Origin of the sequence: Mycobacterium pinniadriaticum (assembly GCF_026242045.1) — a bacterium.
In the GTDB taxonomy this organism is placed as follows: Bacteria; Actinomycetota; Actinomycetes; order Mycobacteriales; family Mycobacteriaceae; genus Mycobacterium; species Mycobacterium pinniadriaticum.
Window position 1 is genome coordinate 1 of record NZ_JAPJDO010000055.1, and the last position, 26,985, is coordinate 26,985.

The 26,985-nt window shown below is 64.8% G+C and carries 18 protein-coding genes and 1 pseudogene; 6 read left to right on the forward strand and 13 right to left on the reverse strand.

What is annotated here, in order from left to right; all coding sequences use genetic code 11:
* Positions 1–307: 307 nt before the first annotated feature.
* From ORI27_RS30495 to ORI27_RS30525, 7 genes and pseudogenes are all read right to left on the reverse strand, one after another.
* On the reverse strand, positions 308–1,759 hold the full coding sequence (locus ORI27_RS30495; protein ID WP_266000901.1) for an O-antigen polymerase: 1,452 nt from the start codon (positions 1,757–1,759) through the stop codon (positions 308–310).
* Between the two features lie 267 nt (positions 1,760–2,026).
* Positions 2,027–3,391 (reverse strand): tyrosine-protein kinase domain-containing protein, encoded by a 1,365-nt coding sequence (locus ORI27_RS30500; protein ID WP_266000902.1) that lies wholly within the window; start codon positions 3,389–3,391, stop codon positions 2,027–2,029.
* Positions 3,392–3,827: 436 nt separating this feature from the next.
* Positions 3,828–5,675: a DUF4012 domain-containing protein gene (locus ORI27_RS30505; protein ID WP_266000903.1), complete on the reverse strand. Its 1,848-nt coding sequence runs from the start codon at positions 5,673–5,675 to the stop codon at positions 3,828–3,830.
* Positions 5,676–5,813: 138 nt separating this feature from the next.
* Entirely contained in the window at positions 5,814–6,233 is a 420-nt protein-coding gene (locus ORI27_RS30510) for a hypothetical protein (protein ID WP_266000904.1), read from the reverse strand.
* 210 nt (positions 6,234–6,443) lie between these two features.
* Entirely contained in the window at positions 6,444–7,505 is a 1,062-nt protein-coding gene (locus ORI27_RS30515; RefSeq protein WP_266000905.1) for an alpha/beta hydrolase fold domain-containing protein, read from the reverse strand.
* 21 nt (positions 7,506–7,526) lie between these two features.
* Positions 7,527–8,738 carry an RNA polymerase sigma factor gene (locus ORI27_RS30520; RefSeq protein ID WP_266000906.1) on the reverse strand — a complete coding sequence of 404 codons (1,212 nt, stop codon included), beginning with the start codon at positions 8,736–8,738 and terminating at the stop codon, positions 7,527–7,529.
* Positions 8,739–9,427: pseudogene (locus ORI27_RS30525) on the reverse strand (YciI family protein). It lies immediately after the preceding gene.
* Between the two features lie 453 nt (positions 9,428–9,880).
* Between ORI27_RS30525 and ORI27_RS30530 the strand changes: the two are divergent.
* A complete protein-coding gene (locus ORI27_RS30530) occupies positions 9,881–10,339 on the forward strand; it encodes a GDP-mannose mannosyl hydrolase (RefSeq protein WP_266000907.1) in 459 nt (152 codons plus the stop codon).
* Positions 10,340–10,488: 149 nt separating this feature from the next.
* Positions 10,489–11,241 (forward strand): phosphatase PAP2 family protein, encoded by a 753-nt coding sequence (locus tag ORI27_RS30535; RefSeq protein WP_266000908.1) that lies wholly within the window; start codon positions 10,489–10,491, stop codon positions 11,239–11,241.
* 309 nt (positions 11,242–11,550) lie between these two features.
* Here the strand turns inward: ORI27_RS30535 and ORI27_RS30540 are convergent, their stop codons facing one another.
* The 5 genes from ORI27_RS30540 to ORI27_RS30560 all read right to left on the reverse strand — a co-directional run bounded on the left by ORI27_RS30540 (position 11,551) and on the right by ORI27_RS30560 (position 17,070).
* Positions 11,551–12,444, reverse strand: a complete 894-nt coding sequence (locus tag ORI27_RS30540; RefSeq protein WP_266000909.1) for a cyclopropane mycolic acid synthase family methyltransferase — start codon at positions 12,442–12,444, stop codon at positions 11,551–11,553.
* A 133-nt stretch (positions 12,445–12,577) separates the two neighbouring features.
* Positions 12,578–13,462: a cyclopropane mycolic acid synthase family methyltransferase gene (locus ORI27_RS30545; RefSeq protein ID WP_266000910.1), complete on the reverse strand. Its 885-nt coding sequence runs from the start codon at positions 13,460–13,462 to the stop codon at positions 12,578–12,580.
* A 141-nt stretch (positions 13,463–13,603) separates the two neighbouring features.
* A complete protein-coding gene (locus ORI27_RS30550; protein ID WP_266000911.1) occupies positions 13,604–14,512 on the reverse strand; it encodes an alpha/beta fold hydrolase in 909 nt (302 codons plus the stop codon).
* The gene (locus ORI27_RS30555) at positions 14,512–15,858 is read right to left on the reverse strand and encodes an ABC1 kinase family protein (RefSeq protein ID WP_266000912.1); all 1,347 of its coding nucleotides are present in this window, start codon (positions 15,856–15,858) and stop codon (positions 14,512–14,514) included. The genes ORI27_RS30550 and ORI27_RS30555 overlap by 1 nt, the downstream gene beginning before the upstream one ends.
* A gap of 120 nt (positions 15,859–15,978) precedes the next feature.
* Positions 15,979–17,070, reverse strand: a complete 1,092-nt coding sequence (locus tag ORI27_RS30560; RefSeq protein WP_266000913.1) for a GGDEF domain-containing protein — start codon at positions 17,068–17,070, stop codon at positions 15,979–15,981.
* 214 nt (positions 17,071–17,284) lie between these two features.
* Here ORI27_RS30560 and ORI27_RS30565 point away from each other — a divergent pair, with 214 nt between their 5' ends.
* Genes ORI27_RS30565 through ORI27_RS30580 form a run of 4 tightly spaced genes read left to right on the forward strand, consistent with a single transcriptional unit; the run spans position 17,285 to position 25,825 of the window.
* A complete protein-coding gene (locus ORI27_RS30565; protein ID WP_266000914.1) occupies positions 17,285–20,110 on the forward strand; it encodes a cation-translocating P-type ATPase in 2,826 nt (941 codons plus the stop codon).
* Between the two features lie 20 nt (positions 20,111–20,130).
* On the forward strand, positions 20,131–24,321 hold the full coding sequence (locus ORI27_RS30570; protein ID WP_266000915.1) for a glycoside hydrolase family 38 N-terminal domain-containing protein: 4,191 nt from the start codon (positions 20,131–20,133) through the stop codon (positions 24,319–24,321).
* Positions 24,318–24,923 (forward strand): DUF7158 domain-containing protein, encoded by a 606-nt coding sequence (locus ORI27_RS30575; protein ID WP_266000916.1) that lies wholly within the window; start codon positions 24,318–24,320, stop codon positions 24,921–24,923. The genes ORI27_RS30570 and ORI27_RS30575 overlap by 4 nt, the downstream gene beginning before the upstream one ends.
* The gene (locus tag ORI27_RS30580; protein WP_266000917.1) at positions 24,923–25,825 is read left to right on the forward strand and encodes an ROK family protein; all 903 of its coding nucleotides are present in this window, start codon (positions 24,923–24,925) and stop codon (positions 25,823–25,825) included. The genes ORI27_RS30575 and ORI27_RS30580 overlap by 1 nt, the downstream gene beginning before the upstream one ends.
* 30 nt (positions 25,826–25,855) lie before the next feature.
* Here the strand turns inward: ORI27_RS30580 and ORI27_RS30585 are convergent, their stop codons facing one another.
* Positions 25,856–26,761 carry a hypothetical protein gene (locus tag ORI27_RS30585; protein WP_266000918.1) on the reverse strand — a complete coding sequence of 302 codons (906 nt, stop codon included), beginning with the start codon at positions 26,759–26,761 and terminating at the stop codon, positions 25,856–25,858.
* Positions 26,762–26,985: the final 224 nt, after the last annotated feature.

Consider the following 26,985-nt stretch of genomic DNA (forward strand, 5'->3'; position numbering starts at 1 on the left):
GGAGGACACCCCCGCAGCCCTGACCGCCTGAACCATCACCTCGAAGAATCATACGACGACGTCGTACACCACGTCCCTGGACTTGACCAGCGCGTGGCGTCCTCGCCTTGAGCCCACGGAAGCGGTTGCGCGGTAGGTGGCTTTAGGAAACTCAGTTGGCAGCGCACCGCGGCGGCGTCGATACCCTCGGCCGCACCCGCTTGCAGCCGATCCGCACCGGGCTGGCTGTTTACTTGTCGTAATGACCTTGTCGAACCTTTCCTGCCCACAGCGTTGGCCGAAAGGAAAGACCCTCATAAGCCATGGATCAACCGATCGGGGTCAGGCCACGGACAGTCTGGAATCCAGAGCGATCTCTCATTCTCAATAACCGCGGGATAGCCACCGTCGCGGCGATTATTAACAAAATGTATCGAAGGTTGCCAAGGAAATAGTTTGCACTAAACGACCAAAAGATAGCCGACATTCCTAACGATAAAGCTGGGATCGCGACCGTCCTGCCCTGTCGAGCCAGGCGCTGCGCGAACGTCGTTAATAATGCGAGTCCGAACGTAATGAAGAAAACTCCTAAAAGCCCAAAGTCGAGCCAGAAATTAAAAAACATCGTGCCGGTATTCGTGTGAAGTTCGACACCTGAAACCTCGATAGTTCGATAATCAAAGTCGAGTGGAGCGGCATGAACTGGAAAGTCGAGTCGGCGAAGCGTGATGAAGAAGTCGCTGAAAGTGTAACTTCCGGGGGTTGCCTGGACTATGACTGACGAGTCGCCGTCGAACGATACAGGGCCTCCGTCTGGGTTGTTGTCTCGGTAATTTAGTCCGCCCACACCTGCCAAATAGTACGGCAGCAGCAATTCTGGGGGAGACACGTGATTCGTCGTCCCCCGGTTTCGAAGATACTGGGGGTAGAATAGCACCAAGACGGAAAGTAATATTATCAAGACTGCCGCGACTCTGCGCCGCCTTTGCCTTGATTTATTCTTCGACAAGCCTACGCAGACTTCGCTTGTTGAGTCTGCAGGGACGCGTTCCGCGACTGGAGAAGCCCACTTAGTGGCAACGACCGAAAACAAGAACAGTGTAGCCAGCAACAGGAACGCGGATCGTTGGAGGGAAAAGATGCTGAAGGCCGCCGCGAGCATCAGAGGGACGGCTGCCAGGGCGCGCTTTTTGTTTAGCCACAGGCGGGCTCCGGTGAAGAGGCTTATGTTGCCGACAAAGAATAATATGTAGCTCACTAAGCCTTGAAGTATGGCTGCGCCGCCGATGCCGTAGCCGGATGAGTGCGCGAGATCTCGCGCTTCGAATGCTAAACTGCGGTATTGATGGCCTTCATTTCCGCTCGAGAAGTATATCGAGAGAATGTCGTTTAAGTTGATATTCAGCCGTTGTGGAATCAGATAGATCTGCCAAAGGAAGTAAAAAAAGAGCACAATGCAAAGTGCAACGTGAATCTTGATAAGCCTATCTACATCAACGGCTGACACGTGTTGCTCAATGTCTGATGGGGTGGCCGGATCGGAGAGGCGCCATATTGTAGCTAGAAATGTACCTAGAACGATTCCAGCAAGTGCTAGGAGCAGCAAAGTCCAAGTTCCATGGGTGAACCCCGGGAAAAGTACTCGAGGGTACGATCCAACAAGAATCAAGGGGATCCATACAGCAGAGAAAATCGTTAGAACATTTACTCGTGGAAGCCCAAGTCTGACAACGACGAAGGACCCGACTATAGCGACGATGGTGAAGAGAGCTACAAGCATCGCCCACCCCTAATTGACTCGTATATGCGATAAATTCCTCTGCGCGTAAGCATCATTACATATCCAAATATTGCCGATTTCGATTCCACTCGAGCGCGCCGCAGCAGCCCCGGCTGTGACTTTGGTGGATCTGAAGCCCGTTGTATCGACCGGGATGTTTGAACGGCGCGGCGGCGGCCCCCCGCTCCTGGTGAACTGACGCGCGCCGAGACGGCGGCGGATCTGGGCTGCGAATTCCTCAGGTGAGTGATGAGGTATTTGGCCCCTCTATTCGTTTTTGTCGTCGGCATTGCTATAGCCGTAGTAGCTATACGACGCGCTTCCGCGTGCCGGCGTCATGGTGAACACAGCGCCGAGCAATGAAGCGCCAACGTCCTTGAGGTTCCCAATTGCGTGTGCGAGTTGCTCACGCTTTGTCTGCCCAAATCGCGCAATTACAAGCACGCCGTCGGCGTTGGCTGCCAGAATCGCTGCATCGGTGACTGCAAGCAGTGGGGACGAATCTACGATGACGAAGTCGAATCGTTCACGCAGTTCACTCAGTACTTTCTGGGCGGTCAAAGACCCGAGGAGCTCGCTCGGATTGGGTGGGACAGTTCCTGAGGTAAGGACACTCAGTCGTGGGAACTTCGTGTTCTGCAACGCATCGGACAGCGATGCTCCGCCACTTACTACCGTGCTGAATCCGACTGGTCCGATCAGCTCGAGGTATTGAGCCAATGAAGGGCGACGCATATCTCCATCGACAAGCACTACATTGTGCTCGGCCTCCGCCAGCGCTAAGGCAATATTTATCGCCGTGGTGGATTTACCTTCGCTCGGGTTCGAACTAGTGACAACGATCAGGCGTGGTGGATTATCGACAGCGAGGAACTGCAGGTTCGTACGAAGCTTACGAAATGCTTCGGCGGCTATTGAATTATCGGTATCAAAAGATATCGCCGGTTCCTTCCTGCGTTCCTTGTCGAGCGGAACGTTGCCGACGAGCCCGACACCTGTAATCTCTTCGAGCACCCCTACGTTTTTGACGGTGTTATCGAGCAGATCGCGGAGTACGGCAAGGCCAATTCCCAAGGTCACACCTATAGCAAGGCCAACGACAACATTGCGAGCCTTCTTTGGAACCACAGGCTGAGCGGGAATGGATGCGCGTTGCTCGACGACAACGCGGGCATCGGGCGTGCCGCCTTTGTTTGGAGTTTCCAATTCGCGTATCAATATAACGAATTCGTCAGAAAGCGCGTTGGCAATGTCACGTGCCCGAACGGGTGACTCATCTTGGACTGCTACATCTATTAGGACGGTATCGCGTTTCGCGCTTGCATTAATATGTGCCTTTAGTTCGTCTGCGCTCATATCGAGACCGAGTTTGTCGATCGTTCGCTGGGCCAACGTCTCACCCATGAGCAACTCGGTGTATGAGAGCACGCGATCTTGTGACAGGCGATTACCTTGGTACAAATCGGATAGCGACGAGTTCGACGAAGTTGAGACGAAGAGCCTTGTCGAAGCCTGGTAGAGCGGGGTTGTCGCCAGGTTGAGGACGATAGCGCCGAGAACCGCGACAAGTGTGGTTACGCATACGGTAATCCATCGACTGCGTAACAGTTTAACAAAGTCCTGAAGACTCAAAGCGACCTCCTCACCGCTGAAGGCCCCCCGGTGGGCCGCCGTATGACGTTGAATTCAATGCCAGAATGCTGCTCATGTTTTTCTAGGCCCGCCAATTAGAGTCGCTGCGATGAGACTGAGAGTGGACGCGAGCGCCAGCGCCGGGCCTTCTTGGCTCATCCGGAGCTCCGATGATACGAGAGCTACGGGAAATACTAGTGCACGGGGCGGCGCAGGTTTGGCTGTGACAGATGCTATTGCGGTGCACACTTCTCCAGGCCACCGTGCACGCAAGCGCATCGTGTAACCCTGCAGGCCTGACGTTGTCCCAGCCCCTTCGCTTCATCATCTGACGGTATGATCTGGTGAGGTGTAATGTCCGTAACTCATCGCAACTCGCCTACCAGCAAATAGCGGCGGGGGTGATTGTGCCCGCCCGGTCCGGGACGTCTAGGGCCTATCCAGCGCACGTCGGCACCGACACTTTAGGTGTGGGGTTGTCCGCCAACGGCTGAACGGGAACCCGCGCTTCGCCTGGAGCCGTCGGCTCGGAGAGCCGGAACGTAATTTCCGCAGTCTTTCCGGGCTCTATGGCCACAATCGCTTCATAGCTTGGATGATTGCGCTCCGTCGCTCCGAAGACACGGACCCGTTTGCCATTAACGAGGACACTGATGACTTGTGCATCCGTGGTGGCGAGTAAACGTACCGAGGTGAGCATCGCGCCCCTGGGGATGTTCTCCGCGAGACCGGGAACGAACCCCAACTTCCCGGCGACGTAGTCCGGCAGCCCTGTCGGATCCGAGAGGGTGTTGGTCAACCGTACGGTGACCGTCGACATCCGCTTGTCGCCGTCACAGCCGTCGGCGACGTACTCGATCTGTCGATCCAAGTAGTAATCCATCTTGTTGCCGCCGAGATTGTTGATGACGATTTGGGCGTATGGGGCTGGATCGTCGGGAATCACGTGGGCCAAGGGAGTTTCCTCCAGGAGCTTCTGCTCATCGGGGTTGGAGCTCCAGACCGAGATTCGACGCTCGCTGACGGCGCGTCCCAAGGCATCGAACAACTTGCGGGGGGATTCCATCGGCCCACTGATCTTCTTGACCACCTCGGAAGCAATATCCTGCAAGTACTGCTTGCGGGCCGACTGGTCGGTGGGAAACCGGGTGTAGACCGTCGACTCAGTCAGCTCGACGACATTGTCCTTAGTCACCGTCTCACCGTCAGGCATTGTCACCGGCCCGGTAGCGCCGAGGATGTAGCTCAGGGCGATCGGGTCGATGGCGATGACCCCGTCGACATTCATTCCCGACTGTTGCGCCCACATCGACTTCCAGATCTGCGCCGCGTAGGGGAAGTGTGCACTCTGGTTGCTGTTGCGGATGTCAGTGGTCGGATGGGTGAACCCGTACTGTTGGTCGAATTCTGGGCTCAGAGACATCGGTGTGAATGGCCCGTTGAGTTCGGTGTTGCGCCCTAGAGTGTCCACACTCGGCTTGCCGTTGTCGAACCGCAGAATCCCAAAACCCCCGAGCAGGCCACCGGTGCCCCGGGCTTCGGCGTTCGTCTGGAAACCCATGAAATAGGTGCGGGGCCCGTCGGCACCCATCATCGACGGCGCCACGCGTGCGGCGAGGGCCGTGTTGCCCAGCAGTTGTGCGATATCAGCTGTCTGCGTTTGTAGTTGCGATCGGGCTTCGCCCAGCACGGAGAGATAGCCCGGCTCTGCAATCGCCTGTGCCTCAGCCTTGAGACGTGCTGCGTCCGCTGCGATCTTGCTCAGCGCTGGTTCTTCCTCGCGCAACGCCTCCACATTCAGCCGACCGTTCGCAAGCAATTGATGTGGAGCGACCGTGGTGCCGGCGTCCGCGGTTGGCTTCAATACGTCGGCGGTCAGACCCACCACGACGTCCGATATCTGTTGACCGGTCTTGAATGGGCTGCCCAACCACGGTACTGCGGCAACGATGTTCCACGGCAGGGAGTGGGTTGCGTCCCGTGCTGCCTGCGCATGAGATCCTGCATCAGCGGCAAAGCGTGATGCATCTGCTGTGTTTCCCTGTAGCAGTGCATCTTTGGTCTGCTGCGCACTGTGGCGGGCTTGTTCGAGGTTGGTCTTTGCTACCTGCGCTCGGATGCCGAGCCAGCCGCCGAAGGCGATGATGACGATGAGCACCGCGAGGCCCGTCCATACGACACTGCGACGCCGCAGCCAGTGTCGCTCGTCGTCAAGATCGTCGGTCAGAGTCGGATCGTCATCATTCGAGTCGTCGCTGGACTTGCGGCGTGAAAAGAGGCCCACTCAGTAAATTCCCCGTACTCCGGTGCGGTCTGCGCTAGACGCTAGCAGGCCGCAGCCACGATAGCTGGCCAAAACGGAACAACTCGCCAGCTGCCGGTATGGCATCAACTGACGAGTTGTGTCCGTGTCTAGCTATTCTCAGACGAGGTAGGGGCCCACGTGGAACGTTTCGGCAATTGTATTGCCGAAGGCGAGCACGCCATCGCCGACGTTGTCGAAGAAGTCGCCCACCGGTCCGGGGAGAATGCCACCGACGAACTTGAGAATCTCACCGGTGCCGTCGACCAGGACGTAGGCGACCGTCCCGACGTAGATGACCACTCCTCGGACGAGAGCCTGGGTTCCGGCGACAGCACCTTCAACCAGGTAGCAACCCAGGGCGCCCGGGGTGCACGAGGTGGTCGCGGATGCGGAGGGGATGACGACTGAATCGACCGACGCCGTGGCGGCACCGCCGAGGCTGGGCGCGGCCTGAGCGATCGCCGGAAGCGAAGCAGCGGCGGCGAGAGCCAAAGCTGCGGTACCCACCTGGAACTTGGTCGCGACTGCTGTAGTCATTGAGACCCCCCTAAGAATATGATGTTGAACCTGCGGTTCTTCCTGGACATAGCCTGAGAATTGATAACAGAATCGCATACCCCGGTGGCCTTGTCAACAGATAAAACCGCCTGTCGTCAGGCATTTTGTCGCATGTGCGCCGTAGTCGATGCTCCGCTACCAAGCCGACACCCTGCTGTAATGTGCCCGACTCAATTCGCGAGTGCACGCCTAACCACCAAGCGAGTACGCGAAGCCGCTGATATCCCGCACCGAGGCCGCGAAGACCTCCGGCATCAGGGCCGGGAACAGCAGATCCCCGCCATGGCAGGTGCCGACCACGATGCGGCCCGCCGCGGGCACTCCTGCGGCGAGCAGCCGCCGGTAGTAGAGCAGGCCCTCGTCGCGCAGGGGATCGAGTTCGTTCACCGAGATCACGTGCGGCGGTAGGCCGACCAGGTCTTCGTGGGTGGCCGATCCGGCCCAGCAGGTCGGATCCCCGACATGGGTTTTGCCCGGGTCGTAGATCGAGCCCAGCAGCGCCGCCTGCTGGCAGCTGATGAAGTAGCCGTCGTTCTCCCGCAGCGACGGCAGCTCATCGGGATAGTCCAGCCAGCGATTGGAGATATAAGGACATTGCGCATACGCACCGGAGATCTCGTCGATCCATCCCTCGCGTTTGGCCTTGTGCGTGACGGTCAGGGTCAGATTGCCGCCACCGGACTCACCAGCGACGATCAGGTGGCTGACCCCCAGATCCGTGGCGTTGGCGTGCACCCACCGGGTGGCCGCCGCACAGTCGTTGAGACCCGCGGGATAGGGATAGGCGCCGAGCCGGCCGCCCGAGTTGCGGAACTCCACCCCGACCACCACCAGGCCGGTGGCCGCCAGACTTTCCCGCAGGTGCCGGTAGGCGGCGTCCCCGGCGCTGGCGATCGCCATCGCCCCGCCGTGGAAGTGCACCACCGCCGGCAGCGGGCCATCGGCTCGATCCGGTCGGCTGACGAACAGCGTGAGCACATTGCCGTCGGCCCCGGGAATCGTCACTGTCGTCGTCGTGACACCTTCGGGTGCGGGCGCGGCCAGGGCGAACACGTCGAGCACGCCGCCGACCGCCTCCTCGGCGGCCGCGGCGTAGGCCAACCGGTCCGCCAGCGGCGAGTCGACGCTCAGCGGTGCGTCGGGAAGGGTGTCGGCCAGCCCGATCGGGGCGAACGCCGCCACCATCCGGGGATCTGATCGGGGATCGGTACCCAGCGTGCGATTCGGATCGGCGAGCCGGCCAACAAGCATGGGGCTGACACTAATCGGACGTCATCCGCCGCATTCGGAAATTCGCCGACGGAGAAATGCCCGCCCGGGTTCAGAGCCGTTGAGCTCCATCGCCTTCCGATACCAGGGGACCGCCTCCTCATACCGGCCCGCCCTACGCAACAGATCCGCGCGCACCGTCGGCACCAGATTGGAGCGGACCAGCCGCGGGTCGTGTGCCACCGGGTCCAGCGCCACCAAGCCGGCCTCCGGGCCGTCGCGAAAGCCAACGGCCAGCGCTCGGTTCGCGCGTACCACCGGAGAATCGGTCAACCGCACCAGCACGTCGTAGGCACGGCACACGGTCGCCCAGTCGGTGTTCTCCCAACTCGGAGCCGTCGCATGCGCCGCGGCGATCACCGCCTGGGCCAGGTACGGCCCGGTCGACCCTTCGGCCCGCCGCAACGCATCCAGGCCGCGCGCGATCCGGACCCGATCCCAGCGGCGCCGGTCCTGTTCTTCGAGCGGCACCAAGGCGCCGGCCGCGTCGACACGGGTGGCAAGTCGTGAATCATGCAGCAGCACAAGGGAATGCAAGGCGTGGGCTTCCAACTCCGCGGGCATCAGCACCCGCAGTTCACCGGCCAGGCGCACCCCTTCGTCGCACAGTTCGTCGCGGATCGCCGACGGCCCCGCCGTCGACCAGTATCCCTCGGTGAATACCGAATAGATGCACGACAGCACATGCGGCGTCCGCTCTCCCAGCAGCTCCGGCGGTGGCACCCGCAGCGGGATGTTGGCGTGGCGGATCTTCTGTTTGGTCCGGGTGATCCGCTGACCCACCGCGGCTTCGCTCACCAGCAGTGCACGCGCGATCTCCGGCACTGTCAGGCCCGACACCAGCCGCAACGTGAGCGCCAGTTGTGATAGCCGCTCCAGCGCCGGGTGCGCACAGGTGAACATCATCCGCAGCTCGTCGTCGCGGACCTGGTGCACCACCGTGGCATCGGCTGACTCGTTGCCCTGCACTGCCGCCAATTCCTTTCCCGGACGCATCGATTCGCGGCGAAACCGGTCTCGCGCCCGATTGCGCGCCACCGTGACCAGCCAGCCGCCCGGGTTGTCGGGCACGCCGTCGCGCGACCAGCTGCGAAGCGCCTCGGCACAGGTTCCCTGGACGGCGTCCTCGGCGATGCTCAGGTCACCCGACCAGCGCGCGATCGCGGCCACCGCCGGACCCCACTCTCGCCGGAAGACGCCGTCCAGGGAACGCATCTACAGCCCGGAAACCCCGGCCAGGCGGCGCAGCTCTACGGCCGACGCCGGGATCATCGAGGCCAGTTTCGTCGCGGTCGGCGGCCGGCAGGACGTAGTAGCCGTTGGCCACTTCGGCACCCTCGGCGAAGGGACCGTCGGTCAGGACCACTTCGCCGTCGCGCACACGTACCGTCGTCGCGGTCGAGGGCGGATGCAACGGCGCTCCACCCTGGATGTGCGCGCCGGCCGCCGCGCCGAACTCGACATGCCTGGCCGCGCCCTGCTCCCATTTGGGAGTGCCGGGGACGGTCACGGCGTCAGCCGGTTCGAGCAGCAGGGCCAGCCAGTCCGAATCGGTGGTGGGACGGCCCACCGGGCTCCAGTGCACCATCGGCCACACCTCGATCGCCCCGTACTCGGCGGCCGGAATCTGGCGGGCCAGCTGCAGCGCCTCGTCTAGGTTGGCCTCGAACATGTAGTAACCGCCGGCCACCTCGGCGCCTTCGGCGAACGGTCCGGCGGTCACCACCGGAGCGCTCGGGCCGCCGTCGATCCGGACGGCCTCGGCCGCCGAGCTCAGCGTGTCGCCGGCTCGGATCACCTCGGCCGCCGCGGTGGTGGAACGCCTGATAGGCCTGCATCTCGCGGGCACGCTCGTCGGCGGTGAGCTGACGTTCGGGGGTCTGCAGCAGCGCGAAGTAGTACAGGGTCGGATCCTTACCTGGTAGGGGAGTGAAACCCCGTCGGCTTTGCGGAACGAACCGGCCTGCCGCGCAAGCAGGCGAGCCACCCGTGGATGTCGCGGCCAAGGTAGGTGCGCGGCGGCCGGACATGATCTCCGACTGCGATTGTCACGTGGTGGCCATGCCGGGCCAGCTCGTCGGCGATCTGCACGGCGGAAGCCTGCGACGGGTTTCGCAGTGAAAATCGTTGAAACGGCCCGTTCTGGGGGCTTGGTGGCCACCCCCGTCGACCCTCCAGATCTACCTTGGGGTGCTTCTTCCCTGGTGGCTGGAACAGACGGGGCGAATCGCGCGGGGTTGTCAGTGGCCCGCGGTTGTCAGCCGCCGCAGTTACGAAGATTTTCGCAAGTTCCAGCAAGCCCCTGCGCGCGTGTGCCGGCAACGTCGGAATAGCGAAACGCGTAGCATGCACAGGTCATGTACCTGTCCCGCGACGACTTCGCACATGTCATCGGTCACTCGCCGCTCGTCAGCATCGACCTCGTTGTGCGCGACGAGAGCGGGCGTGTCCTCGTCGGACTGCGGCTCAACCGCCCTGCGCGGGGCTCCTGGTTTGTCCCCGGCGGGAGGATCTACAAAGACGAGCGGATCGACGACGCGTTCCTTCGTATCTCGCATGCGGAACTGGGTCGTGCGATTCCCCGCGAGGGGGCCAGTCTTCTCGGCGTCTACGAACATCTGTACGACGACAACGCGCTCGAGATCCCAGGCGTGAGCACGCATTACGTGGTCATCGCGTACCAGCTCCGCGTCGGCGCTGAGTCACTGGTGTTGCCAAACGGTCAGCACGAGCGTTTCCGATGGATGGAAGTCGACGAGATCCGCGACGATGCGGCCGTTCACCCGAACACAAAGGCGTATTTCGTATTGAGGTAGTCGGCCCAAGCTAAGGCCGGAGCAACCTTACCTGCGGCCGAGTAATCGTCGCTTGGCCGGTTTGATGCGATCCAAGTGGTGAGTAGTTCGATTGAGGGTCCTGCCACCACGGCGCATCGGTGCCACAATGTCCACTTATTGATATCTCTGTGACTGCCTTGAGTGCCGTAGCCGTGGTCCTCGGCGCACTCGCGTTGCTCATCGGAGGCCGGTGGGCGCTGGTCTTGCTGTCCGCTGGGTTATTTTCCCTCTTGGCAGCGTTTGCGGTTGGACTCAATGCTGAATGGTTGGCCGGACTCGATACCTCCGTTGCCGACTGGTTCGTCGCGCATAGATCCGCGCAATGGAGAGTGGACGCGGACGGGGCCTTCGGTGCGTTCGGCCGGCCCGGGTATGTCGCAAGCGTCGCATTGATTGGCGGCGCGCTGCTGTCATTGAGGGCGCGTTCGGCGGTTCCGGCCGTCCTCGTCGTTGGGTCGGTTGGAGTTGGCGTTGTCGTCGAGCAAATGCTCAAGATGGCGGTTAGGCGGGCCTCGACAACCGTAGCGGAACTCCAAGGTTTGCGCTTGGACGACTACGAGCACACGTTCCCCTCCGGTCATGTCACGGGTAGCGCTGCATTGCTCGGCATGTTAGCGGTGTGTGTCGGTGCCGGGTGCAGTCGTGCTGCGAAAGCGGCGTTGGCAGTCTTGGCGGCGGCCGGGGTGCTGTTCGTCGCTTTCCTTGCGCTGTACACCAAGGCACATACCTTTACCGATGTCATCGGAGGGATGATTCTCGGTGGAGCGATTGTGAGCCTGGGCGCCGCGATCCTGGGTGAGTTCACACCAAAAGATCATCGGGTGCGGGAGAGCCAGGTGAGGCCGCCATCGCAGAGGATGGCGGGCCGAGTCCCCGTTTGAGTTGCTCGACAGTTACCAAGGTCGTTCGATCAACCCGTTGACCCGCACTACGGGGATGCGTCGGCGACGACCGTCGAGATAGCCGGTGTTTGCTGCCGTCGTCACGTTTGACCAAGCGCCGATACTCCTGCCGCGTGCAGCAGTACTGCCTGCTCTGACGGGTCGGCGGCCATCTGCCAGCTGCGCTACGACGCGATCGCCTGTCACGGCCACACATCTCCTCTGTGTGAGCGGGCAGAGCGCCTGGCCTGGCCCGCCGCGTCAAGTCAACCGAGCCACTGGACTGATGCCGTCGTATCGGTTTGGGCGCTAGGCGGCCGCACCCGGCTTGAGGTAGGTCACCAGGCTGACATCGAGCGCCTCGTCGAGGTAGTAGTACTGGCAGCCGGCCAGGTACCGCATGTAGTTGTCGTAGCTCTCGACGCCGGCCGCTGCGATCGCTTCGTCCTTGTGCTGCTCGAGTCGAGCCGCCCAGATGCCAAGGGTCTTGATGTAGTGATTGCGCAGCGACAGCGGCTCGGGTACAACAAACCCAGCCTTCTCGCCGTGCTCGACCAGCATCTTGGTGCTCGGGATACGGCCCCCGGGGAAGATCACCTCGGCCATGAATTTGGCGAAGCGGGCCAGCTCGAACGTCAGCTTCTTGCCGCGCGCCGCCAGGTCGTCAGGGTGATAACCACAGCTGCTCTGGATCGTCATCCGGCCGTCGTCGGGCAGGATGTCGAAGCACGTCTTGTAGAAGTCGTCGAAGCGTTCGAAACCGAAGTGCTCGATCGCCTCGATCGAGACGATCCGGTCGACGGGGGTGTGGAATTGCTCCCAGCCCTCGAGGCGGACGTCGAACGTCCGATCGCTGTCGAGCTTTGACAAGAGTTGCTCGCAGTAGGCCTTCTGGTTCTTCGACAACGTCAGCCCGATGACGTTGACGTCGTACTTCTCCATCGCCCGCTGCAGCGTCAGGCCCCAGCCGCAGCCCACCTCGAGCAGGGTCATCCCGGGTTTGAGGTCCAAGCGGTCGAGGTGCTGATCGACGTTGGCGATCTGGGCTTCTGACAGCGTGACGTTCGGTCCGGTGTAGTAGGCGCAGCTGTACTTGCGGGTGGGGTCCTGAAACACGCCGAAGAAGTCGTCCGAGAGGTCGTAGTGCGCCTGGATGTCTTCGAAATGGGGCCGCATGTCCTTGGTTTCAGTTGCCTCGGGCATGAGCGTCAACGCCTTCCTGATTCTTCTTGCCTCACTTGACCACTGCCCCCGCGAATTGTTTTGCGCGCCAGTATGCACCATGTGATCTGGACCATACCGGTTTGCCCCACCGGAACGGCGGTCAAACAGTGCGTTATCCGTGCGTGTCCTCAGCGTGCTTCTCGAGCGTGAACTGGTCAACATCGATGTACCCGACCCGGAAGCCTCGCGCACACCCTGTGAGGTACTTCATGTACCGCTCATAAACCTCTTCGGACTGCACCTCGATGGCCTTCTCCCGATTAGCCTCCAGGGCTTCTGCCCAACAATCCAATGTCCGCGCATAGTGCGGTTGCAGCGACTGCACACGTGTCAGCCTGAAGCCGGCCCGGCTTGAATGGTCCTCGACCTTTTCGACCGATGGCAGCCGGCCGCCCGGGAAGATCTCGGTGAGCATGAACTTGACGAATCGCGCCACTTCGAACGTCAGCGGGATATTTTTCTCGGCCAGCTGGTCGAACGTGAACGACGTGATGGTGTGTAGCAGCATCACCCCGTCATCTGGCAACACCCGGTAGGCCATCGTGAAGAAGTCGTCGTAGCGGTCGAAGCCGAAATGCTCGAACGCGCCGATCGACACGATCCGGTCGACGGGTTCGTCGAATTGCTCCCAGCCCATGAGTTCGATGCGTTTGTCGCGCGGACTGGCGCATGCATCGAAGGTCCGCTCGACGTGGTCGTGCTGGTTCTTCGACAGCGTCAGTCCGATGACGTTGACGTCGTAGCGCTCCAGTGCGCGCAACATCGTGGCGCCCCACCCGCAGCCGACATCCAGCAGAGTCATCCCGGGCTGCAGGCCCAGCTTGCCCAGGGCCAGATCGATCTTGGCGATCTGGGCCTGTTCCAACGTCATGTCGTCACGTTCGAAATAGGCGCAGCTGTAGGTCTGCGTCGGGTCGAGGAAGAGCCGAAAGAAGTCGTCGGACAGGTCGTAGTGGGCCTGCACGTTCTCGAAATGAGGTTGGAGCCTTTTTGCCATGACGGCGTGCCTTTCGCATTGACTGCTTCAGGCAGCAACCACGTATCCCCCCCCGGTGGGATTGTGCGATCACCGCTTGTGCAGATCCGATGCTAGCCGCTCCGACGGGCAGCCGACGACTCGTTTGAACACCCTAATTACCTAGCTGACCTCGGCAAATGTGGTCTTGAGTTCGCCGACGACGTCGTCCCACAAGGCTTCCGGCAGGTCATGTGCCATGCCGTCGAACAGGACGAGTCGTGCGTTCGGGATTGTCGACGCGATCGACCGGCCTCCTGACGGGCGCATCAGTTTGTCGGCGCGACCATGGATCACGACGGTGGGCGCGCTGATCTGCCGGTCGTAGCGCTTCAGGCTGCCACTGCCTAGAACCGCGCCGAAATGCCGGGCGATGCCCTGCGGGTAGTGCGCCCGCTCGTAAGCCTCGATGGCGTCGGCCCGCGCCTGCGCGTCGGATATCGGATAGCCAGGGCTGCCGATGATCTTGCCGACCCGGATCGCGTTCTCGATGATTACCTCGCGCGGAGAGTCCGGCGACGGGCCGGTGATCAGCGAGAGCAGCGCCCGCGGAGCGGGGGGAGGCAGGAGCGCAGAGTTGTTGGACGAGAAGATGATTCCCAGCGCATTCGTGCGGTGAGCATGCCGTGCGGCGAAGATCTGGGCGATCATCCCGCCCATCGATGCCCCGACCACGTGCGCCCGCTCGAGCTCGAGATGGTCGAGCAGCGCCGCGGCGTCGTCGGCCATGTCCTCCAGTTTGTAGACCGACGGGCTCGGGCGCCCGAGATAGGAGCGAACCAGGTTGGGAAGCAGCGACCCGCCGGCTCGCTGTCCGTGCAGTTTGGACGACAGCCCGACGTCACGGTTGTCGTAGCGGATCACCCGATAGCCCTGGTCGACCAATTTCTCGCAGAAACCGTTGCGCCACAACAGAAGTTGGGCAGCCAGTCCCATCACAAGCAGCACCGGCGGGTCACCCGGGTTCCCGATGTCCTCGTAGCAGATCTCGAGGTCTTGGCCGACTTGAGCCCTGCCGGAACGAATCTCCATCAGACCTCGATGTCGCTCTGGTGCTCGCGGCTGACCTCGACCATGAAGTTGGCGAAGTACCCGGAGAACTGGGGGTCGTTCATCATCTGCCACTTGGGCGCCAGCAGTTTCATGTAGCGCTCGACATAGAGGAACTGCTTGCCGATCAACACCAGCTCCCTGGGCAGCTTGACGTCATAGGCGTCGGCCAGTGTGGAGAGCTGCTTGCCGATCTCGGCGTACGACATGTCCCCGAGCGTCTTCAGCGTCAGCGGGGCGGCGAACGCCTCGAGGTCCTTGGCGGCCTCGCGCTCCGGCTTGGTGGTGCCCACCGCGCCCAGCAGGACCACGATCTTGCCCGCGGTCGCATGGTCCTTCTTGACCAGCAACGCGTAAACCAGTTCGCGCAGCAGCCAGCGGGTGCGCGGGTCGATCCGGCCCATGATGCCGAAGTCCAGGAACACGATGCGACCGTCGTCGTCGACCAGGAGGTTGCCTGCGTGCAGGTCACCGTGGAACAGGCCGTGCCGTAGGCCGCCCTCGAAGGTGGCGAACAGCAGCGCCTTGACCAGCTCGGTACCGTCGAAACCCTTCTTGCGGATTTCCTTCACATCGTCGATGCGTACGCCGTGCACGCGCTCCATGGTCAGCACCCGCTCGCTGGTGAACTCCCAGTGCACCTGCGGCACCCGGATGTTGCGTCCCAACGGCGAACCATGCAGACCCGACACCCAGGCCTCCATCGACTGCGCTTCGATCCGGAAGTCGAGCTCCTCGGCGAGGTTGTCGGAGAAGTCCGCGACGACGTCCTGGGCGGAGAGCCGCCGGCCCAGCTTGGCCACCTCGACCAGCTGGGCGAAGCGCTTCAGGATCTGCAGGTCAGCGGCCACCCGGCGGCGGATACCCGGACGCTGGATCTTCACCACCACGTCCTGACCGCTGTGCAGGGTGGCGAAGTGCACCTGCGCGATCGAAGCCGATGCGAACGGCTCCTCGTCGAACGTGGCGAACAGCTCGGCGGGGTCGCCGCCGAGCTCTTGGCGGAGCAGGTTGTGCACCTCGGCGGTGTCGGCGGGCGGTACCGCGTCAAGCAGCCCGCGGAACTCCCGGCTCAGTGATTCGCCGAACGCACCCGGGCTGGACGCGATGATCTGGCCGAACTTGACGTAGGTGGGGCCCAGGTCGGCGAAGGTCTGCGGAATCTGCTTGATGACCTTGTCCTGCCAGCGTCCACGCCCGGGCAGTGTGCCGAGCACACGGGCGCCGGTGCGGGTGAGCTGCCAGCCGGTCATTCCCATTCGGGCGGCCTCGACCGGCAACGGAACGCGATCGAGCTTGGCTACTTCGCGGTGTTTGGTCGAACTCATTCTTGCCAGTGTGCCAAACGTGCACGTGGTAGGGCCAATTCGGCGGCGCCCGCGCTCCGAGACGTCACTTGTTGTACGCGTCGCCCGAGTGGACGCGCCAACAAGTGCGGTTTGGACGTCTCACGTGGGAGAGCCAGGCTCCTGCGGTTCGTAATGGCGGACTTGGTTCCCGCCGCTGCGTTTGGCTTTGTACATGGCGGTGTCGGCGGCAGAGATCAGATCGCGGACGAAATCTTCGTGTTCGGCCTCACCAGAGCCGTCGAGCGGGGCGGTCGCGGTGCCGACACTAGCGGTGACGTGGGCGGGGCAGGTGGAGATGGCGTCGCAGATCTGCCGGGCCAATGCCGAGGGGTCGTCGGGCGGAGCCGTGGTCAAGACGAGGAATTCCTCGCCGCCACTGCGAGAAACGATCGCCCTGCTGCCGGCGGCCTTCAGCAGCGCCCGAGCGACGTGGACCAGTGCCCGATCCCCGGCGTCGTGGCCGTAGCGGTCGTTGATGTGCTTGAACTTGTCCAAATCGATCAACGCCACGACGACTTCTGAGTCGGTGTCCGTCCGCGACATGAGCATCCCGATCGTCTTGGACAGGAACGCGCGACGGTTGTACAACCCGGTCAACGGGTCATGTTCGGCTTGGAGCAGGTCGCCGGCCAGTGCGCGGCCCATGATGTAAATGGCCAGTGGAACAACGATGTTGGCCAACACGACCAAGCCCAGCATCGCGACACTGAGGCTGGGGTGGCCGGCGGCCGCCAACCGCGCCGACTGGACCGCCGCCACGCACACCACGAGCGCGAAGTTGTAGAGCATCAAGGTGATGTTCTGGAAGAGGGCGAGGAAGGCGCCCGCGATCATCAGCCCATAGGTGTAGATCAAGCCGGCCTGCGGAGCCGGCACCAACACGGACACCACCGCGAGCCCACTGCAGGCGGACAGGGCGAAGATGCGGAACTGCGTCCGCGTCGGCCACCGCCAAATCCATAGCAGTGTGCTGCCCACGCCGATTGCCGCGGCCAGCCAGGTGAACGTCGACGCGACTCCGGTGGGCCCGTCCTTGCTGATCTGCATGACGATCACACACAGCGTGGGCACCGCCGTGATGACGGTCATCAGCGCGCGAGCGTGGCCGATGAGGCCGCGGGTGGCCAGATAGCCGGTCAACCAGTCGTACTGGTCGGCCCGCAGCCACCGAAGCAGCGAACTGGTCGACATCGATCAACCCCCGGCGTACCTAACGGACCTCGTGAGGAGGGTAACGCGCACTGGTGTGGCGTGAGTTGGCAACGCGGTGTCGTCGCACCCGGGGTCGGTATCGGTCCTGGTTTCGGCGGGGTACAGGCCAGGCGTGTCAGTCGTCACCGACGGTTTCCAAACCCGTCGAGGGGTCGGGTGCGCGGGCGACGGCCCGGCGCGGGACGATGGTGGTGTGGCGGTGTCTGCCGATCCCTCTGTGCGCACGGCATCGGCCATCGCAGCAACCCTGGATGTCGACCCGGTCGTCGGGCTCACCGCAGCCGAAGTCGATCGTCGCCGGGCCGTATACGGTCCCAACGAACTACGGCAAGCACGTCCGATCCCGGCGTGGCGAAAGCTCATCGAGCAGTTCCGTGACCCTCTGGTCTACCTGCTGATCGTCGCGGTCGCGATCTCGCTGGCGGCCTGGATCGCCGAAGGTGCTGCGGGAATCCCGATCGACGCCATGGTGATCTCCGCCGTCCTGCTTGTCAACGCGGTTCTGGGATATCTGCAGCAGGTCCGGGCCGAGAGCGCGGTGGCAGCGCTGCAGTCGATGGCCGAGGCCACCTCGACGGTGATGCGCGACGGGGTGCTGACGGTGGTGCCGTCGCGTGAGCTGGTCGTAGGCGATGTCCTGATGCTCACCGAAGGCGACGCGGTAGGCGCCGACGGGCGGTTGCTGACGGCCAACGCGCTGCGGGTCGCCGAGGCCGCACTCACCGGCGAGAGCGAACCCGTCGGCAAGTCGGCGGAATCGTTGGACGAGGCTAAACCCCTCGCCGAGCGCCGCAACATGGTCTACCGGGGCACCGCCGTCACGCAGGGCAGCGGACGTGTGGTGGTGACCGCGACCGGGATGGCCACCGAGATCGGTGCCATTGCCGAACTGCTGGAGGCCATCGAGTCCGAGCCCAGTCCGTTGCAGCGCGAGTTGGCACAGGTCGGGCGCTACCTGGGTCTGGCCGTCGTGGCGATCGCCGTCGCCGTGATCGCCGTCACCATCGCGCTCAGCGAGATCCGTACCCTCCACGACCTGGTCACGGTGCTGCTGCTCGGCGTCTCGCTGGCCGTGGCCGCCGTGCCTGAAGGACTGCCCGCCATCGTCTCGGTGGTCCTTGCCCTCGGCGTGCAGCGAATGGCCGCACGCAACGCGATCGTCAAGAGCCTTCATTCGGTGGAGACGCTCGGGTGCGCCACCGTCATCGCATCGGACAAAACCGGCACCCTGACGCAGAACCAGATGACCATCACCCGAGTCCGGACAGCCAGCGGCGAGGTGCAGCTCACCGGGGTCGGCTACGTCCCCGAGGGCCAGGCCCGCATCGGCGGCGACGAGCTGACCGACTCGCCGCTGGCGCGCGAAGCCGGCCTGGCGTTAGCAGTCGGTGCGCTGGCCAACAACGCCCGGCTGGAGATGACCGACGGTCGCTGGGACATCCATGGCGATCCCACCGAGGCGGCCTTCCTCGTCGCCGCCCACAAGCTGGCCGGAACCATCGAGCGAACCCGGCAGTTCACCCGCTACGCCGAAGTTCCGTTCACGTCCGAACGCAAGATGATGAGTGCCTTGGTCGCCGGCGATGGCGGAGGTGACGGATTGCTGGTGGCCAAGGGTGCACCCGATGTGCTGCTGGGGCGCTGCAGCCGTGTGCAGGTGGGTGAAGAGGTGCTGGTGCTGGATTCCCGGAGGCGGGCGGCGGCGCTGTCCGACATCGACGAGCTGTCCGGACATGCTTTCCGGACGCTGGCCGTCGCCTATCGTCCGGTGGGTGTCGATGATTGGCCGGATGACATCGGTGAGGTCGACGAGCGTGACCTCATCTACGTCGGCGTCGTCGGGATCATCGACCCACCGCGGCCGGGAGTGGCCGAGGCGGTAAACGACGCACAGCGCGCTGGTGTGCGGGTGCTGATGATCACCGGAGACCACCCGGCCACCGCCAGGCGGATTGCCGAGGACCTCGGCGTGGTCGAGCCCGGCGCCTGGGTGGTCAGCGGCCCCGACCTCGACGCGCTGACCGACACTGAGCTGCGTGACGCGGTCGGCGAGGCGTCGGTCTATGCCCGGGTCGCACCGGCGAACAAGCTGCAGATCGTCGAAGCGTTGGAGGCCGGCGGCGAAGTGGTCGCCATGACCGGTGACGGTGTCAACGACGCTCCCGCGCTCAAAGCCGCCGACATCGGAATCGCTATGGGCCACAATGGAACTGCCGTTGCCAGGCAAGCCGCCAGGATGATCCTGGCCGATGACAACTTCGCCACCATCGTCACCGCGGTGCGGCAAGGCCGGGTGATCTTCGACAACATCCGCAAATTCCTGCGCTACTTGCTGTCGTCGAACCTCGGCGAGGTGTTCACTGTCTTCTTCGGTGTTCTGCTGGCCGGTCACCTCGGCATGACGGCCGGCCCGCAGGAAAGTGTGGTCCTGCCCCTGCTCGCCACCCAGATTCTGTGGATCAACCTCGTCACGGACTCCGCGCCGGCGCTGGCAATGGGTGTGGATCCCGAGATCGACGACGTGATGGCCCGACCGCCGCGACGCCCGTCCGACCGGATCATCGGCGCCCGGATGTGGGGCGGGATCGTGTTCGTCGGCCTGGTGATGGCCATGGTCACGCTGCTGTCGATGGACCTGGTTCGGCCCGGGGGTATGGTCGCCGGCGACGGCTCACTCGAACAGGCCCGCACGGTCGGGTTCACCACCTTGGTGTTCGCCCAGTTGTTCAACACGTTGAACGCGCGCTCCGGCGTGGTCAGCGCATTTTCGCGCTTGTTCAGAAACCGGTGGCTATGGGTGTCGCTGGCGCTGGGCGTCGTCCTGCAAATTGCGGTGGTTGAACTGCCGTTCTTGCAGACCGCATTCGGGACCGAGTCGCTAAGCCCTGCGCAGTGGTTCACGGCGGCCGGATTGGCATCTGTGGTGCTGTGGTTCGAGGAGTTGCGCAAGCTGACGATGCGGACCCTGCGACGGGTACGCGGACGTCGGCCATCGCCGTGTCGCTCCGCTAAGGGGTGATTGCGTCGTAGATTGCTGGCGTGCGGGTTACCTCCGCGGAGTCGACGGAGTTGTTCGTCGGCCCGCCCGATGCGCCTCTGCAGGTGGTCCGAATCGGCTATAGCGGCGCCGGTGAATCGGAGTCGCTACAGGTCTCCGGCGACGCGCTGCGGTCCGACCCGGTCACGGTGGCGCGCGGCGACGGGGTCGTCGAAGTCCCGGTGCGCGTCGAGCAGCCCGTACCGGGCCAGCGGCGCGCGGCCCGTGCCGGTGCGGACTTCCCGTTCGAGTTCACCGTCGCCGAGCCGGGCTGGACGATGTACATGATCAGCCACTTCCACTACGACCCGGTCTGGTGGAACACCCAGGGCGCCTACACCAGTCTGTGGACCGAGGAGCCGCCCGGGCGGGCCCGGCAGAACAACGGGTTCGCCTTGGTGGCCGCCCACCTCGAAATGGCCCGCCGCGACCCGGATTACAAGTTCGTCCTCGCCGAGGTCGACTACCTCAAGCCTTATTTCGATACCCGCCCCGAGGACCGCGCGGACCTGCGCCGGTTCGTCGGCGGCGGTCGCGTCGAGGTGATGGGCGGAACCTACAACGAACCCAACACCAACCTCGTCGGCGCGGAGACCGCGATCCGCAACTTCGTGCATGGCATCGGCTATCAACGCGACGTCCTCGGTGCCGATCCGGCGACCGCCTGGCAACTGGACGTGTTCGGCCACGACCCGCAATTCCCGGGGATGGCCGCCGACGCGGGCCTGACATCGAGTTCGTGGGCCCGCGGCCCGCACCACCAATGGGGACCGATGGCCTCCAAAGACGGACAAGCCGGCGACCCGCGCCGCATGCAGTTCCGCAGCGAGTTCGAGTGGATCGCACCCTCGGGGCTCGGCCTGCTGACCCACTACATGCCGGCGCACTACTCGGCCGGCTGGTGGATGGATTCCGCGGAATCCCTGGCCGAGGCCGAGGAGGCCACGTATCGCCTGTTTTCGGAACTGAAGTCGGTGGCGTTGACCCGCAACGTGCTGCTGCCGGTCGGCACCGACTACACCCCGCCCAACTCCTGGGTCACCGAGATCCACCGCGACTGGAACGCCCGCTACGCCTGGCCGCGATTCGTCTGCGCCCTGCCGTCCGAGTTCTTCGCCGCCGTGCGCGCCGAGACGTCCCGGCGTGGGGTGACACCCTCGCCGCAGACCCGCGATATGAACCCGATCTACACCGGTAAGGACGTCTCCTACATCGACACCAAGCAGGCAAACCGGGCCGCCGAGGATGCGGTGCTCGGCGCCGAACGGTTCGCGGTGTTCGCGGCGTTGCTCTCGGGTGCGCGCTACCCCGAAGCCGCGCTGGCCAAGGCGTGGGTGCAGCTCGCTTACGGCGCCCACCACGACGGCATCACCGGATCGGAGTCCGACCAGGTCTACCTCGACCTGCTGACCAGCTGGCGGAACGCCTGGGAGCTGGGCTCGGCCGCAAGATCGGGGGCACTACGGCTGCTGTCGGGTGCCGTCGCCGCCGAAGAGGGCGGGGTGGTGGTGTGGAACCCGTTGGCGCACAGCCGAACCGACATCGTCACCGTCCAGTTGGACGCACCGGTCGGCCCGGGTGTGTCGGTCGTCGATTCCGCCGGTGTCTCCTGCCCCGCGCTGGTGTCCGACGACGGCCATCTGGTGACCTGGCGCGCCGACGGCGTCGACTCCCTGGGGTGGCGCAGCTACCGGTTGGTGGCGTCGGATCAGGCCGCGCGGTGGCAGGTGGTCGACGGGGCTCAGATCGCCAACGAGTATCACCGGCTGCGGGTCGACCCCGCCCGCGGCGGCGGGGTGGTGTCGCTGATCGAGCTGTCGGCCGACCGCGAGCTGATCGCCTCGGGCCGGCTCGGCAACGAGCTGGCCGTCTACGAGGAGTATCCGGCTCACCCGCAGGCAGGGGAGGGGCCCTGGCATCTGCTGCCCCGCGGACCGGTCACGTGTTCGACTGGCACGGCGGCGGATTCGGTGCAGGCCTACCGCAGTCCACTGGGCGAGCGACTCGTCGTGACCGGCCATATCGGCGAGCTGATGCGATACACCCAGGTGCTGACTCTATGGCACGGCATCGACCGGGTGGACGCCAGCACCACCATCGACGAATTCACCGGTGCTGACCGGTTGGTGCGGCTGCGGTGGCCCTGTCCGATACCCGGTGCGCTGCCGGTCAGCGAGGTCGGCGACGCCGTCATCGGTCGCGGGTTCGGGCTCATGCACGACCATGGCTCGGGTGCGGACCAGGCGATCGACTCCGCCGAACATCCATGGACACTGGACAATCCCGCCCACGGCTGGTTCGGGCTTTCCGCGGCGGCGCGGATCCGGGTAGGGCGGGGCGCTCGCGCGATGTCGGTGGCCGAGGTGGTGGTTCCCGCCGAGGACACCGCCGGCGCTCGCGACTTGATGGTGGCGCTGGTGCGTGCCGGGGTGACCGCGACCTGTAGCAGCGCGGAGCATCCCCGGTACGGCCACCTCGACGTCGACTCGAACCTGCCGGATACGCGGATTGCGTTGGGCGGCCCCGACGACAACGCCTTCATCGCCGCGGTGCTCGCCGCGGCCGACCACACGTACACCGCGGAATTGCATCGCCAACTCTCGGCCACCGGGCAGGCGCGGGTGTGGGTGCCCGCCGCCGAGCCGCTGGAGTCGGTGTGGCGGCGCGACGCCGATCTGCGAGGCGTACTCGCCCTACCGGTCCTCGTCATCGCCGGCCATTGGGCCGGCGGGTTGTCGGACGCCGTCGCGGCCGTCGTCGACGACCTCGACGATGCCCAGATCGACGTCACCCAGGACGCGCCATCGGGGTTGGACGAGTTCGAACCACGCACCCTGGCCCTGCTCAACCGCGGGATACCCGGCTGCGCCGTCGAACCCGATCACACCCTGCACACCTCCCTGATGCGCTCCTGCACCGGCTGGCCCTCGGGAGTGTGGATCGACCCCCCGCGACGCACGGTGCCGGACGAGTCCAACTTCGCGCTCCAGCACTGGACGCACACCTTCGACTTCGCGCTGGCATCCGGGACAGGTGACTGGCGGGATACGCGAATGCCATCCCGCAGTGCGGAATTCAATCATCCGATGGTGTGCGTCGTGGCCGGCGAAGGAGTCGGTGCGCTGGCCGCCGACGGGTCGCTGCTGCGTATCGAACCCGCCGGCGCGGTCCATCTCGCCGCGCTCAAGATCGGTGGTAACCCCACCGCCACCGGAAGTGCGGCCTCGGTGGACCCCCGGGACGTCACGATCCGGCTGGTCGAAACCCACGGCACCACAACCGAAGTGGCGATATCCTCCGACGTCGGCAGGGTTTCCGCGGTGATGTCAGCAGACCTGCTGGAGACCGCGCGCGACAACGGCGAGCCGCCGCTGCGGCTGCACGGGTACCAGATCGCGACCCTGCTGGCCCGCCTCGACGTCCCCGCGGTACTCGACGCCGACGGCACGGACCTGGCGCCGGACGCCGAAGAGGCCCAGCCGCTGTACGCCCGGTACTGGCTGCACAACCGCGGGCCGGCCCCGCTGGGCGGCCTGCCCGCGGTGGCGCATCTGCATCCCGAAGCCGTCACCGCCGAGGCCGGTGACGTGTTGCGGCTGCGACTGACCGCGGCCAGCGATTGCAGTGACGCCGCCCTGGCCGGGGACGTGCGGCTGCTCGGCCCACCCGGTTGGGCGTTGGAAACCGGCGTGCTGCCTTTCGAACTGCCCGCCGGCCAGCACCGCGAAGCCGAGATCGTCGTTCGGGTTCCGCCCGACGCACCGTCTGGTGACTATCCGATCCGCGCCCACCTCACCGTGCGCGGTGACGTGCCCGCAGCCTGGCGTCAGCGCGTCGAAGACGTCTGCATCGTTTCGGTGGGCGCGCCGGGCCGCGAGTTGGTGCGGCTGGTTTCCGAGCCCGCCGATGTCGTCGTCGCCGCCGGGGAACGGTCCCGGCTGGCCGTCACCGTCGGCAGCAGAGCCCACACCGACCTGGCGCTGGAAGCCCACCTCATCAGTCCGTGGGGCACGTGGGAGTGGATCGGCCCGGCGGTGCGCGGCGCCGTCTTGGGTGCCCGGTCCACAGCCGAGGTCGCCTTCGATATCGCCCCGCCGCCGTGGGTGCAGCCGGGCCGCTGGTGGGCGCTGATCCGGATCGGCTGCGCGGGCCGGCTGCTCTATACCCCGGCGGTTGCGGTGACGGTCCGATGACGGTGGCGGCCACCGTCGCCGGGATCAGCGTGGAGGTGGGAGAGGTCGACGCCCGCGAGGCGGTGCTGAGGGCCTCACCGCAAGTCTCAGCGCTGCCCCGCCCGCACACCAGCGAAGGCCGACAACTGCGGCGCTGGCTGACCCAACTGCTGGTGGCCGAAAAACTGGTGGCCCGCGAGGCTGACCGGCTCGGCGCCACCGTCACCGATGCCACCCCGGGGGTCGACGAGCTGCTCCCCGACTCGACCGCGCGCCTGGAGATCGGCAGCATCGCGGCGGCGGTGCTGGCCGATCCGATCGCGCGGGCGGTGTTCGCACAGGTGACCGGTGACGTGGCCGTCGCCGACGACTCCGTGGCCGACTTCTATGCCCGCAACCCGCGGAGGTTTCCGCGGTTCACCGCGAACTCGGGCTGGCAGGTGGCGTGCGAGCCGGATCTGGCCGCGGTGCGGCCGCTGATCGCCGCGCATCTGCTCGGTGCGGCCCGACGGCGCCGGTTCCGGATGTGGCTGGACCAGCGTCGCGCCGACCTGGTGTGGCTGGCGCCCGGATACGAGCACCCCGGCGACCCGCGCCAGCCCGACAACACCCATAAACACTGATGGCTGCCCAGACCCTCGCTATCGATATCGGCGGCACCAAGGTCGCCGCGGGCCTGGTCGATGTAGACGGGCGGCTGCGGTACGAGACCCGCCAGCCCACCCCGCACAGCGACGATCCCGACGAGGTGTGGGCCGCCGCCCGGCGAACCATCGCCGACGCCGTAGCGGCGACCGATGGCACGGTTTCCGGTGTCGGCATCTCCTCGGCGGGGCCCATCCATCTGCCCGACGGCACCGTCAGCCCGGTCAACATTCCGGCCTGGCTCGACTTCCCGATTCGCGATCGGGTGGCCGCCGCCGTTCCCGGTGTGCCGGTGCGGCTGGGCGGCGACGGGTTGTGCATGGCGATGGGGGAGCATTGGCGCGGAGCCGGACAAGGCGCGGCGTTTCTGCTCGGCATGGTGGTGTCCACCGGCATCGGCGGCGGCCTCGTCCTCGACGGCTCCCCGTACCACGGGCGCACCGGCAACGCCGGCCACGTCGGCCACGTCATCGTCGACCCCGACGGCCCGCCCTGCGTCTGCGGTGCCCGTGGCTGTGTGGAGGCGATCGCCAGCGGACCCCACCTTGCGGCGTGGGCCCGCTCGCAGGGGTGGGACGGCGCTGATGCCAAGGAACTCGCCGCCGCCGCGAGCTCCGGGAACGCCGTTGCGCTGCGGGCATTTCACCGCGGCGCCCGCGCGATCGCGGCGATGATCGCCTCGGTGGGCGCGGTCTGCGACCTGGACCTCGTCGTCGTCGGCGGTGGGGTGGCCCAGGCCGGTTCGCTGTTGTTCGACCCGCTGCGCGAGGAGTTGCGCGGCTACGCCGGACTGGACTTCCTGTCAGGTCTGCGGGTGGTGCCGGCCACGCTGGGCGGGGAGGCCGGGCTGGTCGGCGCGGCCGCCCTGCTGCGCGAGTGACCAGCCCGCGAGCAGACGCAGACTCGCACGCTAGAGGGCAATTTTGTGCGATTGTGCGTCTGCTCGGCGATTCAAGTGGCTGGCGATCCGTTGAGCGAGGCGTTGTGGTTGTCGGCGCGTGTCATCGACGGTAATGGGGATGACGGTCCAGCCCACCTCCTGCACCCCGGCGAATCTAGCCTTGTCCCTGAGCATTTCGTTTCTGCCCGCATGCCATTCCACGCTCTCGTATTCGGCCGCCACCCGAGCCTTCGGCCAGGCGAAGTCCACCCGCCACCGTCTGCCTCCGGGCGCACGGATCGTGAATTGCAGTTCGGGCGTGGGCAGGCCGTGGTCGATCATCACGAGTCGGGCCTCGCTTTCCATGGCTGACTCCGACCGGGCGTCGGCGAACGGCAGCAGTTGGCGGACGGCCGCGATGCCCCGTCGACCACGTTGACCGTGAACAGCCCGCTCGAGGTCGCCCCGAGTGCACCACAGTGAGTGCAGAGCAGCATCGAGCGTGGCCAGTGCCCTGGGCCGGCCCAGTTGGCGCGCCACCTCCACGGCGGTCCACGCCGGTGCGGTCGCTCGTCTGCTTGCGACCCACTGCAGAGGGGCACCGGTGCGTTGGTGCACCACAAGGTCAGCGTTGGATCGCATTCGGATGCCGGGGTCGAGCACATGAATTGTGGTCGTGTTCTCGGTATCGAAGCCGTAGAGAGCGGCCGCGGTGCCCATTGATGCCACCGCGGGCGCGCCCAGGAAGACGTCCAACGCCGCAAGCCGCCCCAACAAGTCCGGCTTGTCGCGCGCATACACCCCGTACCAAACGCGAACCAATTCGCCCTTGCGCACTTGAACGTCGAGTTGCTGACGGGTCATCACCGTCAGCAACTGCGCGGTGGTGGCAATCCCGCCATTGCGGGAGAGGATGTCGGCAGCTTCGGCATTCACCCGGCCAACACTGGCGCGGTCGGCTGCTTCACGTATGCAAGCCGCTTCTGTCGCTGTGGATGGCCCGCGAGCAGACGCAGACTCGCACGCTAGAGGGCAATTTTGTGCGATTGTGCGTCTCTCTCGAAAATTGGGTGACCCAAGCTGGGTGAGCGGTTGCTCGCTGGTGCTAGGCGGCGTTGGTGCGGGGTTCGAGAGTGACTTTGTACCCCAAGGTTTCCAGT